This window comes from Nocardia sp. bgisy134, assembly GCF_057708325.1.
In genome coordinates, this window is the sequence record NZ_JBYIRW010000027.1 from 20,019 (window position 1) to 30,900 (window position 10,882).

Sequence of the window (10,882 nt, forward strand, 5' to 3'; positions counted from 1 at the left end):
GAAGGCGATGCCACCATGGTGGCGTGACCGTTTCCGGCCTCGGCGCCCCGGGCCGCAAATACCGGGGCGCCGGGCCCGAACAGCGTCAGCAGCAACGTCGCGCCAGGCTCGTCGACGCGGCGATCGAGGAATTCGGCACGCGGGGCTATCGCAACACCACCATCGACGCCGTCTGTGCGCGCGCCGGCGTCGGCAAACGCTACTTCTACGAATCATTCGACGGCAGCGAGAGTTTGCTGCTCGCCGCGTACTCCGTCGCCACCGACCGGCTGCGCCGGTCCATCGTCGACGGAGCCGCCGCGTGCCCCGGCACCGTCGACACCGCCGTGCGCGGCGCGATGACCGGCTTCTTCCGCGGCATCGCCGAAGACCCGAGGATCGCGCGGATCGAGTTCTTCGAAATACTCGGCGTCAGCCCGGCCGTCGACGCGGACTACCGCGCGGTGACCGGATCTTTCGTCGACACCTTGCTGGAGCTGGTCACCCCGCTGACCGACATCGAATCCGTGCCGCGCCCGCGCCTGCGTACCATCGCCACCGGCCTGGTCGGCGCCGTGCTCATGATTGCCCAGCAATGGGTCCTCGGCGACTGTCGCCAACCCCTCGACGATGTCGTGGACAGCGCCCACACGGTGGTGACCTCGGTGCTGGAGGGATTGGGCCGGTAGTCGGACCGGCTGTGCGAGCATGGCCGCCGCTGCCCTCGGTTTCGAACTCCACGCACCAGCCCGCCACCCCGACCCGGCTGCGAACACGTCCGATGAACCGTCCCGCGACGGGACTTCTGGAATGATCTGCCCATGGCCGAAGCACGCGGTGAGGTCGAGTCCATCCCACTGCGGACGCCGCGCTCCGCGGCGGTCGCCGGCATCGCCTTTGCCGCGCTTTTCGCGACTGTCATCGTGCTGGTGGGGACCGCCCTGCCGCCTACACCGTCCACCGCATCTCCCCGGGTCGTAGACGACGGGAGGATCGGTGCGGCATTCTTCCTCGCACCTTTCGCGAGCATCGCGTTCCTGTGGTTCATCGGCGTTGTTCGAGACCGTCTCGGCAGGTTCGAGGACCGGTTCTTCTCGACGGTGCTGCTGGGCAGCGGGATCCTGTTTCTCGCCTTCACATCCGTTTCGACGGCGATCGCCGGAGGCCTTCTGGCCGTCTCGCAACGCTCGGATCTCGACGTGAACGGAATCCTCTTCTTCGGACGTGAGGTGGTCCTGGGCATCAACCACGTCTACGCGGTGCGGATGGCGGCGGTCTTCATGATCACCCTCGCCACCATTTTCCTGCGTACCCGGATCATGCCGCGCTGGCTGCCCCTCCTCACCTATCCGCTGGCGCTGCTCTTGCTGATCGTCTTCAGTCTCAATCTCTGGGTGGCGCTGGTCTTTCCCTCGTGGGTGCTGGTGGTCAGCGTGACGATCCTGATCGGCAATCGACCGAAATCACGCCCCGCACTCGACGAGCTGCCGTGACACCGTGGATATTCTTCGGATGGATTGTCGCGGCTTGACCTAGCGGCGTGGGCGCGGTGGCAGGATGCCGCCGACGCGCATCGTGGGCACTGGACCGGCTGCGCGTTACCGGGCTGCCGCTGCGCACACCATTGCCGCGCACTGTCATGGACCGACGCACACCTCGCCGCCGGTCCGGAACACATCGCGGACAGGCGGTCACGGCAAGCGCGGGGTGCGCGAAGAACACCGTCGCACCGAACGATCGCCGGTAACGCGGTATCAGTCGTCGTCGCGGAGGTGGTCAAGCGCTCGGCTGATCCAGGTGGCGAACTGGGTGGTCAGTTCGGCGGGGACGGTGGGGCGGACGGTGATGTGGGCGCCGCGGAGCTCGGTGTAGCGGCCGTCGCCGGAGATGTCGTGCCATTGCAGGACATTGCGGGGTTTGGCGGGGGTGTGCAGGGAGCCGGTGAGCAGGACTGCGGAGCCGCCGCCGTCGGCGGGGCGGCCCAGGAGGCGCTGGTAGCGCTCGCGCGGGGTGTTGCGGGCGTTGTCCTGGAGGTAGCTGTCGCGGCGGGGACTGAGTTCATCCGGGTGGAAGGTAGCGGGTTTCTCGGCGCCGGGTGCGCAGCCGGGAATCGACTTCGCCAAACGGGCGGGCAGTTGGTCGGCGTCGAAGGCGCGCAGGCGGATCGGGCCGTGCTCGCTGTCGGTGCCGTACTGGGTCAACGTGACGGCGCGATGACCGGCGCGTGCGCCGAGGATCCGGTACTCGCGCAGGTCATCGCGGCCGGTGCTGGCGCGATGTTTGCAACTGCCGCCGAGGATTTCGATGCGGAACTCGGAATCACCCAGCGTGTGCAGGGCGGCGCGGATCTCGTCGAGTTCGTCGGCGGAGTAGCGCCGCCGGACCGCGTCGCGGTGCGCGGCGAACTCGTCGCGGAAGGCGAACTGGCTAAGGTGGCGCAGCGGGCTTGGGATCCGATCATGCGCGTCACCCAGCCAGAGCGCCGCGAAATCGTCTGTTTCCCAGGCCCATTCAGCCATTTACTATCCTCATCTCCCGATCCGGCACCCAAAGCCCCGCACGCCTGCTGGTCACGCGAAGCTCAGCACCGAGCCCAGCAAGCGGAGCTTGCCACGGCGCGCCTGGCACGTGCCGCCCAGCGAACGGGGGCTCGGCACGTAGCGTGCTGACACGTGCGGCTCAGCATTGAACATCGTGCAATACCGTTCCACCCGATGCACCGCCCGTCTCGGCCCGCACGCCCCCTATGGCGAAGCATGCGGACCGCCGGTCGGTATCAGTCGTTTTCACCACCGATGACGCCGCCCGGGATCGTCCTCGGGACCTCGCCGAGCAATTCGTCGGTGTTCTCCTGCGTGACAAGATATTCCGGCAGCTTGTGCTCCTCGTCGTCCTTGCCGCCGCCGCGCGCGCCCGGCGCGGCCATGCCCGGCATACCGGCCATGCCGCGCGTGGACGGGTTGCCCGCCGCCGCCAAACCGCCCACCGGGCTTTGCGTGCCGGGCGCCGTCGGCACGCCCTGGACACTGCGGCCCATGCCCGGTGGTGTCGGGACGCCCGGGGTGCCGGGTCCCGGGCCGCCGGGCGAGCCTGGGCCGGAGGGGACGCCGCTCGGTACCGTGCGGTTCGGGTCGGTCGGGTTGACTCCGGCCGGGGTTGTCGACGTCGGAGTCTGGGTGGCGGGTGTGGTCGTCGTGCTGGTCGGGTTCGTCGAGGTGTCGTCGGTGGTCGTGTCCTCGGGGGTCTCCCCTTCCGCCGGCTCCGCGCCCGGAGTGTCGGGTATACCGTCGCCGTCGGTGTCGCCCGGCACGCCGGAACCAAGGCCGGGGCCGGGGCCGGGGCCGCCAGGGCCTGGTCCGGGGCCGTTCGGGTAGCCACCAGGTGGTGGGGCCGAAATGTCCAGCGAGGAGGTGGGACTCACGGGCGTGGGCAGCACCGGAATCTTGCCGTCGATGTCGGCGAACGGTTTGACGTAGTGCGTCTCCATCGCCACTTGCGCAGCCTGTTCCTCCTGCGACTGTTCTCGCTGGAGTTCCCACCGATTCGGAGGCCACAGCCAAGATGTCCAGGTGACCACGACGGGGTCGGGAAGGGCCTTCTTGGTGTTGACGATCGCATCGGCGGCATCACGCACCCGGGTGTACATCTCCGCGAGTACGGGCGTCAGCTCGTCCGCTTTCTTCGTGTATTCCTGGATCCGCGTCTTCGCCATCTCGGCTGTCGGGCCGGACCAAGCCTGCGACATCGAAGTTCGAATCGAGCGTTCGAAAGTCCGTAGACCCTGATCCCACAGATTGCGCACTTGCCAGTACTGCTGGGCCTGGTTCACCGCATTGGTCACATCCAACGGACTGAAGGCGTCGTTGATGTCGGGATGCTTCCAGCCCTGCGGATGTTCGCCGCCGATGGGGATGCGCGTGCCCTCGTAGCCGCTCATTTGGCCGTCCCATCCGGCAGAATGAAGGGACCGAGCACTTGCCCCTCCGGAGGACGCTCCGGCAAGGTCTCGTTCAATCGATTGAACTCCGCGGCAAAGTCACTGTCCGCCTGCATCATCCGCTCGCGCACCAGTCGGTGCACCTCCTGAATGTCCTCCACGATGCGGTAATGCTGCTCCATGATCTTCCACACGGAATTGCCATCCTCGGCGCCATTCGCCTTTGTCTTGAAGCGGTTGACGAGTGTCCCGCCGGACACCAACTTGTCGTTGCCGTCGCCCAGACCCCAATTCGGTTGACGTGATACCGCGTCCATGATGCCCTGAATCTGCTGGATTGCCAGTTTGAAGTACTCGCAGTCACGTTCGATGTAGACGAACTCGTCGGGCTTCAAGACAACCGAGAGGTTGCCTTCGCGCGCCGCGTTGATCATGTTTGCCATCGGCCTTGGCGCTTGATTCTCAGTCATGTATCCCCCGATTGTGTTGAGTTGCGGTTTGCATATTCAGGCTCCCGCGGGCAACGTCGGCACAACTTTCTCGGCCAGCGCTTGAGTGAGACTACATGTATCCAGATGGCCGGTATTCTTTCGCGATGGCGGATTGCTCAGATTGAATTCGAGGCTGCCCCCACGCATCTCGACGTTCAACGTGCACGCGGCCTCGGGATGGTCATCGACTTGGCGGGTCGATATCGCGCGGCGACCGCCGATCGTGAACTCCCGTGCATCACGGAAGTTCTTTCCCTTCACCATGTCAACGGTGATATTCGTAGTTTGGATGCTCGCCCCATAGCCATCAGACTGAACCCACTGGCAGCCTCGCCATTTGATTCCACCGGACGCATCCGAGTCGGCGGGAATCTTCATCCGCAGCTTCTCCGAGTCCAGCACATTCTGCGGAATGTCATCACACGGCTTGAACCCGGACGGCACGTCCGCCGCGACTCCCGTCCCAGCGTTGGTCGTGGCGGTGGAACTACCAGACGGCGTCGCATCCCCGCCCACCGACGACCCACACCCCACCAGCACGAACGCGGCTCCGAGAGCGAGAACGCCCACCCGCCACGCATTCGACTTGCTCGTCATCGGCACCTTCACCGCCGGACCCTCGGCATCACGGGGTAGACCGGCTTCTCCGCCCCCAGCCAACTGCGGGTGAGACTACCATCGGCGCGCGAACACTCGCGAGATGCGGAAGCGCCTTTCTGCCCAGCCCGCATGGCTCGCGCCCGATCGCAACGCGGCGAGCCAACTGGAACCAAATCGACGGGAATCCTTGGAACCTCGGCGAATTCCGCCGGTTCCACCACCTCGAACATTCCCGCCGCGCAATACCCGGTGCTTCACTGAACGCGCCCCGGTCCGAATCAGAAAGTCCTGAAACTCTATCCACCGCAAGGGTTCCAGGTCCAGGACGGCGCGCATGTCAAGACTTCCGGCGAATCGAGGACCCATGAACGACACGGCGTTCGCGGACACCCCGGTGTCCAGATGCACCTACTATCGGCGCACCTGCGGCCTACCGGCGGGCATCGAACCGAAGGCCGGTCGCATCGTCATGACGGCGGGCTTCGTCGGCGGTGTCACCATGCCCGCGACGCTCGGAAGGCAGGTCCGCGACGAAATGTTGTTCCAGGGCGGCGCGATCGGCCCGATCATCGACCATGTTCGTTCGCGCAGATGGACTTTTCTGTGCCGCCCGGATTGCACCGAGGACGCAGACCTGCGCCTGCGTTTGCTCCGACTGGACGTTTCGGTCGTCGCGCAGGGCGGCGAGATCGCGCTACCCGCTCCAGCGGACACCGCATTCCGCCGCTGGGTGAACCCGCCCCGCGATACTTTCCGCCCCTCGGGAGCGACGATCGTCGCGCTCGCGCTCGCCTGCGCGGGGGTGAGCCGAGTGCCACGGCGGGTCGCCCGATGACCGAGCCATTGCCGACGAGAAGCCAACTCCTGCAAGCGTGTCGGGGCCGCCCGCCGGTCGACCACTTTCTCGCGCCGCACGCGCGGGAACTCACGGTCCTGCACCACCGCAGGCTGGGCGAGGAGCGCGACGCCGTCCCCACCCTCGATGAGCGCCGCGCCCAACTGGTGCGCGGCATCGACCGCTGGGCGCGTGCGAACCTCCCCGTCGCGCACGGCGGGGCTTACCTGCACACCGAGGGACTCGGCGCGATCATCGATCGCCTCGCCCAGCTCACCGCCCATGCCCACAGCGCTCTCGCCGAGAGCTCCGACTGGGACCTGTGGTTCGCCTGGGAGCGCCTCGCGGAACTCGCCGTCGCCTACGAGGATCTCGCCACGGAACTTGTCGCGGGCCGCCGCAGGCTTCCCGATATCACCTGACGGCGCACACATCCCGGAGCTCGGACAATCGCACGCCGGAGGCGCCGGGCTGGGGGCAGACCGATCCACGGGGCTGTGGCAACCGATGGCGGGCCGGTTCACAGAAGCACCGCGCCGACCGCCGCGGGCGCGTTACTGCTGCCGCACGACCACCGAAGTCCGGATCGATCACCCCCACGGCACCCCGCTTCGGTGTCGACGACGACTTCTTCGACCTCGGCGGCAACTCGCTCGTCGCCACCGGCACGAACACGAACAACGGCGCCCTCCTCCGAACTCGAAGAAGGGCGCCGTGAAACCCCTTACGAATCCCTAGAACTGATCCTGCTCGTAATCCGAGCTGAGCAGTTCGTCGGTGTGCGTCGCACCGATGACATCCGGCGTCGACTCACCGAGCGGTCCGGTCAGATCGTCGTTGCCGGTGCGGCTCTGGTACGGCTGCACATTGCGCGAGTGCTCGTCGTCGTCACCCTGACGGGCGCCGGCCGCACCCGGCGAACCGCCCATGAACGAGCTGCCGGTGCCCGCGGGCGTGGTCGCCGCGCCGAGACCGGTCGGCAGCGTCGCGCCGGGCATGCCGATGGGGCGGACGGCGGGCACCGCCGAGCCGGGCAGGCCCGGGATGCTCGGCAGTCCGGAAGAGCCGGGCCCGGGGCCGCCGGGGCCGGGGCCGCCAGGACGACCCAGCGGACCCAGCAGACTGCTCGGCGAGCCGGGCGTGCCCGCGGGCGAGGTGCTGTTGAGCGAGGACGGGACCGTCGAGGTCGACGTGTTGAGACCACTGCTCGGGCTGCTGCTCGCCGCCTGCGTCGCGGCCTCCTGCGCCTGCGTCAACAGCGGCTCGCCGATGTTCTGCGCGGCCGCCTGCGCCACCTCTTGCGCCGAGGGCAACCCGCTCTGGCCGAGCAGCTGACCGACGACGCCGTTCAGCTCGGCGGTCTTTCCCGCCAGATCGCCGCGGGTCAGGTTGACCACCGAGACGGCCTGCCCCAGATGCTCGGTCGCGCTGGCGATCAGCGCGGCCTGCCCCGGCGGGGTAAGAATTACCGGCGCCATCGCGGTCGCCTGAGTCGCGAACGAGCCCGCGATGCCGAGCAATTGGGCGTTGCCCTGCTGCACGACGGCCGCCGCCCGCTGGGTGAGCTCGGAGATGTCGAAGCCGCGCTGGCTGGTCTCCTGCCCCTGCTGGTTGGCTTCCTGCCCGGCGGCCTGCGCCTGGCGCGACGCCTGTCCCTCCCAGAGCTGCTCGACGGTGGCCAGGCTGCCCTTGCCGATCTGCATCGCCGTCTCGATGATCTGGGACGACTGGCTCAGGATCGCGGTCGGGTCGAGTGCGCCAAGCACCCCGGTGCCGAAGCTGCCGAGCAGATCCAGGATCGGCTTGAACAACAGATCGACGCCGGGCAGCGCCGGGATCTGCAGTCCGTTCATCAGCGCGCCGATCGGATCGGCGGGCAGTTCCGGCAGCGTGGGCAGCTGCGGGGTCGCCGCCGCGGCGGGCGTCGCGGCGCCGGACGGGCCTCCGCCCAGCGCGCCACCGAGCAGTCCGCCCGCCTGACCGATGAGGTTGGTCGCCGCGTCGTGCACCTGTTCGGCGGCGTGGCTGATCGCGGTGTTCGCGCCGCCGAGCAGGCTTTCCACATCGGTGGGCATCCCGCCGAGGATGTCCTGCGCCTCCGGCGCGGGCGTGCCGCCGAGGCCGGGCATTCCGGCGGGCACGGTACCGAGCGCGGGCGCGTCCTCACTCACCTTGTGCGACAACACGAATTCGGGCGGTTCGATGGCCGGGATGTCCTCGGGCAGCTGCGGCAGCGCCAGATCGATGATGGCTTGATCGGTCGGGATCGCCGCGGGGACTGCCTGATTCGCACCGGCCGCGGCGTGGTCGAGCGAGTCGGCGGCGGGCTCGGACGGGGCGATGAGGCCCGTGGACGAGGAGTCGAGCGGCTTCACGCCCCGCCTCCGATCTCGCCCGCCTGGACGTTCATCGCGGCCGCGTTGCCGGTGTCGGTGCCCTCGTAGAGCGAGGCGGCGTTGAACGCCTTGAACGACAGGTCGGCGTACTTGGCCGACAGATCGTTGATGTCTTTGGCCTGCAGAACTTGCGCGGCCGCGAAGCTCAGCAGATAGTCGGCGCCGATCAGTCCGAACACCGGCGTGAGCGCGGCCACCTGAGCCGGCCCGTCGAAACCGGCCGAGGAAATCTGTGCGGCGATCCCGGCGTTCTCCGTGGCGAAAGCCTGGACCGCTTCGGTCTCCACCGAGAGATTACTCATCGAGTTGCCCCCCAATTCGTCGTGAACATCTGTGTCGTGCACATAGCGTTGTCGAAACGTCTCCCTGCCCGAAACGACTGTGCCCCCGGACAGCTCGGGCCGTCCGAACCGCGAAGCCGCTGCGGTTGGGCTCAATATAGCCGACGCCACCGGCAACTTTCGAGACCGCGGCCGCCCGAAGCGGAACGGATCGCGCCACGACAAGAGGGAACTACAACGTGTTGCAAATTAGAACAAGTTCTATATTCTAACGGCCATGAAGGTCGCAGTGACCGGCGCAGCCGGCTACCTTGGCACGAATCTGCTCCGCCTGCTCGTCGATCAGGGACACGAGGTCACCGCCATCGACAGGGCGGTCCCCGGGCAGTCCGCGCACACGAACGTCACCTGGGTCGCGGGGAACGTCCTCGACCCGGCGTCGATGCGCGAAACACTGGCGGGCGCGGAGGTCGTGTACCACTTGGTCGCCGTGATCACCCTGGCCGAGAAGAACGATCTGGCCTGGAAGGTCAACACCGAGGGTGTGCGCGTGGTCGCCGAGGCCGCGCTCGAGGTCGGCGCGCGCCGGATGGTGCACGCCAGCTCCATCCACGCGTTCAACCAGTACAGCTGCGGCGGCCGCATCGACGAGAGGTCGGGGCGTTCGACCGACCCGGCGCTGCCGGTGTACGACCGCTCCAAATGGGCGGGCGAGGTCGAACTGCGCAAGGTCGCCGACAAGGGACTCGACGCCGTGCTCTGCAACCCCACGGGCGTGTTCGGCCCCGTCGACCACAGCACCCCGCTGTCCCGGATCAACCGCACACTGCGCGACGCCGCCCAGGGCCGGGTGCCCGCGATGATCGGCGGCGGCTTCGACCTGGTCGACGTGCGCGACGTGGCACAGGGCCTGATCCTGGCGGGCGAGAAGGGCCGGACCGGCGAGAACTACCTGCTCGGCGGGTCGATGATCTCGATGCTCGACCTGTGCCGGATGGCGGCGGCGCACGGCGGCAAGAAGGGACCGAAGTTCACCATCCCGCCCAAGCTGGTCGGCGGCCTGATCCCCGTGCTCGAGCCGGTCGGCAAGATGCTCGGCACCGACATCCTGTCCAGGGCCGCGCTAGGCGCGCTGATCTCGGCGCCGGTGGTCGACCACGGCAAGGCGGAACATGAGCTCGGCTATCGGCCGCGCCCGATCGACGACACCGTGCGCGATCTGGTCGCGTTCTTCGCCGACGCGACCGCGTTCGACGCGACCGACGTGCGACGGATCGCTTGACACACCCTAGAACACATGTTCGACTGAGTGGGTGCGGTGGCAGAACCAGACCCTGGACGCCGACGACGGCGCACTGCCCGGCTTGAGCCGGGCGGGGTTCGTTCGCACCGTGCAGACCCCGGAATTCGAGGGCATCACATTCCACGAAGTGCTCTGCAAGAGCGCGCTGAACAAGATGCCCGAGAGTTCGACACTGCCCTTCCAGTGGACGATCAACCCGATGCGCGGGTGCTCGCACGCCTGCCGCTACTGCTTCGCCCGCCCCACCCACGAATATCTGGACCTGGACGCGGGCCGCGATTTCGACGCGCAGATCGTGGTGAAGACCAATATCGCCGCCGTGCTGCGCAAAGAGCTCGGCAGGCGGTCCTGGCAGCGGGACCCGGTCGCGCTCGGCACCAACACCGACCCGTATCAGCGCGCCGAGGGCCGATACCGGTTGATGCCGGGCATCATTCGCGCGCTGACCGATTCCGGCACCCCGTTCTCCATACTCACCAAAGGCACGTTGCTGCGCCGGGATCTGCCGCTGCTGACGCTGGCCGCCCGCGAGGTGCCGGTGAGCCTGGCCGTCTCCATCGCCATCCTGGACCCGGAACTGCACCGCGGCCTGGAATCCGGAACGCCGTCGCCGCGCGCCCGGCTCGACATGGTCCGCGCGCTGACCGACGCGGGCTTCCCGGTGCACGTCCTGGTGGCGCCGGTGATCCCCTACCTGACCGACGGCCGCGCGCACCTCGACGAGTTGTTCGGCGCGATCGCGGCGGCGGGCGCGACCTCGGCCGTCGCCTTCCCGATGCATCTGCGCGGCAGCACCCGCGGCTGGTTCCTCGAGTGGCTGGCCGAAACGCACCCAGCCCTGCTGCGCCGCTACCGCCAGCTGTACGGCCGCGGCGCCTACGTCGCGCCGGAGTACGCGGCGTGGCTGCGCGAGCGGATCACGCCGCTGCTGGAGCGGCACGGCCTGACCAGGGACGGAAAGACCACCGCCGCACCCGCGCGGGAGCCGGAGCCGGAGGGCGCCGTGGACACCCAACTCGCGCTGTTCGCCTGACCGGGCGCCACCCGACCTCCGGAAACC

At 68.1% G+C, this 10,882-nt stretch carries 12 protein-coding genes; 6 read left to right on the plus strand and 6 right to left on the minus strand.

Annotated features, from left to right (window positions below):
• The first annotated feature begins 23 nt into the window (after positions 1 to 23).
• The gene (locus tag AC3ERS_RS33280; protein ID WP_431972123.1) at positions 24 to 668 is read left to right on the plus strand and encodes a TetR/AcrR family transcriptional regulator; all 645 of its coding nucleotides are present in this window, start codon (positions 24 to 26) and stop codon (positions 666 to 668) included.
• Between the two features lie 132 nt (positions 669 to 800).
• Complete coding sequence (locus AC3ERS_RS33285; RefSeq protein ID WP_431972125.1) at positions 801 to 1,472, plus strand: hypothetical protein; 672 nt, start codon at positions 801 to 803, stop codon at positions 1,470 to 1,472.
• A gap of 261 nt (positions 1,473 to 1,733) precedes the next feature.
• Here the strand turns inward: AC3ERS_RS33285 and AC3ERS_RS33290 are convergent, their stop codons facing one another.
• The 4 genes from AC3ERS_RS33290 to AC3ERS_RS33305 all read right to left on the minus strand — a co-directional run bounded on the left by AC3ERS_RS33290 (position 1,734) and on the right by AC3ERS_RS33305 (position 5,016).
• Complete coding sequence (locus AC3ERS_RS33290; protein ID WP_431972126.1) at positions 1,734 to 2,498, minus strand: ESX secretion-associated protein EspG; 765 nt, start codon at positions 2,496 to 2,498, stop codon at positions 1,734 to 1,736.
• Positions 2,499 to 2,755: 257 nt separating this feature from the next.
• Entirely contained in the window at positions 2,756 to 3,916 is a 1,161-nt protein-coding gene (locus tag AC3ERS_RS33295; protein WP_431972127.1) for a WXG100 family type VII secretion target, read from the minus strand.
• Positions 3,913 to 4,386: a hypothetical protein gene (locus AC3ERS_RS33300; protein WP_431972128.1), complete on the minus strand. Its 474-nt coding sequence runs from the start codon at positions 4,384 to 4,386 to the stop codon at positions 3,913 to 3,915. The genes AC3ERS_RS33295 and AC3ERS_RS33300 overlap by 4 nt, the downstream gene beginning before the upstream one ends.
• 36 nt (positions 4,387 to 4,422) lie before the next feature.
• Complete coding sequence (locus tag AC3ERS_RS33305) at positions 4,423 to 5,016, minus strand: DUF3558 domain-containing protein (protein ID WP_431972129.1); 594 nt, start codon at positions 5,014 to 5,016, stop codon at positions 4,423 to 4,425.
• A gap of 355 nt (positions 5,017 to 5,371) precedes the next feature.
• Between AC3ERS_RS33305 and AC3ERS_RS33310 the strand changes: the two genes are divergently transcribed.
• The gene (locus AC3ERS_RS33310) at positions 5,372 to 5,842 is read left to right on the plus strand and encodes a DNA-directed RNA polymerase subunit beta (RefSeq protein WP_431972130.1); all 471 of its coding nucleotides are present in this window, start codon (positions 5,372 to 5,374) and stop codon (positions 5,840 to 5,842) included.
• Positions 5,839 to 6,264 (plus strand): DUF4254 domain-containing protein, encoded by a 426-nt coding sequence (locus tag AC3ERS_RS33315; RefSeq protein ID WP_431972131.1) that lies wholly within the window; start codon positions 5,839 to 5,841, stop codon positions 6,262 to 6,264. Before AC3ERS_RS33310 ends, AC3ERS_RS33315 begins: the two co-directional genes overlap by 4 nt.
• Positions 6,265 to 6,576: 312 nt before the next feature.
• Here the strand turns inward: AC3ERS_RS33315 and AC3ERS_RS33320 are convergent, their stop codons facing one another.
• The gene (locus tag AC3ERS_RS33320; RefSeq protein ID WP_431972132.1) at positions 6,577 to 8,217 is read right to left on the minus strand and encodes a WXG100 family type VII secretion target; all 1,641 of its coding nucleotides are present in this window, start codon (positions 8,215 to 8,217) and stop codon (positions 6,577 to 6,579) included.
• The gene (locus AC3ERS_RS33325) at positions 8,214 to 8,540 is read right to left on the minus strand and encodes a type VII secretion target (protein WP_431972133.1); all 327 of its coding nucleotides are present in this window, start codon (positions 8,538 to 8,540) and stop codon (positions 8,214 to 8,216) included. The genes AC3ERS_RS33320 and AC3ERS_RS33325 overlap by 4 nt, the downstream gene beginning before the upstream one ends.
• Before the next feature lie 256 nt (positions 8,541 to 8,796).
• Between AC3ERS_RS33325 and AC3ERS_RS33330 the strand changes: the two genes are divergently transcribed.
• Positions 8,797 to 9,801, plus strand: coding sequence for an NAD-dependent epimerase/dehydratase family protein (locus AC3ERS_RS33330; protein ID WP_431972134.1), 1,005 nt, complete (start codon positions 8,797 to 8,799; stop codon positions 9,799 to 9,801).
• Positions 9,802 to 9,832: 31 nt separating this feature from the next.
• The gene (locus AC3ERS_RS33335; protein ID WP_431972135.1) at positions 9,833 to 10,855 is read left to right on the plus strand and encodes an Rv2578c family radical SAM protein; all 1,023 of its coding nucleotides are present in this window, start codon (positions 9,833 to 9,835) and stop codon (positions 10,853 to 10,855) included.
• The last annotated feature ends 27 nt before the right edge of the window (positions 10,856 to 10,882 follow it).

Bases quoted from the DNA above. Each gene is read 5' to 3' on its own strand.
- AC3ERS_RS33285 (WP_431972125.1), top strand. From the start codon at position 801: ATGGCCGAAGCACGCGGTGAGGTCGAGTCCATCCCACTGCGGACGCCG.
- AC3ERS_RS33290 (WP_431972126.1), bottom strand. From the start codon at position 2,498: ATGGCTGAATGGGCCTGGGAAACAGACGATTTCGCGGCGCTCTGGCTG.
- AC3ERS_RS33325 (WP_431972133.1), bottom strand. From the start codon at position 8,540: ATGAGTAATCTCTCGGTGGAGACCGAAGCGGTCCAGGCTTTCGCCACG.
- AC3ERS_RS33300 (WP_431972128.1), bottom strand. From the start codon at position 4,386: ATGACTGAGAATCAAGCGCCAAGGCCGATGGCAAACATGATCAACGCG.
- AC3ERS_RS33295 (WP_431972127.1), bottom strand. From the start codon at position 3,916: ATGAGCGGCTACGAGGGCACGCGCATCCCCATCGGCGGCGAACATCCG.
- AC3ERS_RS33330 (WP_431972134.1), top strand. From the start codon at position 8,797: ATGAAGGTCGCAGTGACCGGCGCAGCCGGCTACCTTGGCACGAATCTG.
- AC3ERS_RS33315 (WP_431972131.1), top strand. From the start codon at position 5,839: ATGACCGAGCCATTGCCGACGAGAAGCCAACTCCTGCAAGCGTGTCGG.
- AC3ERS_RS33310 (WP_431972130.1), top strand. From the start codon at position 5,372: ATGAACGACACGGCGTTCGCGGACACCCCGGTGTCCAGATGCACCTAC.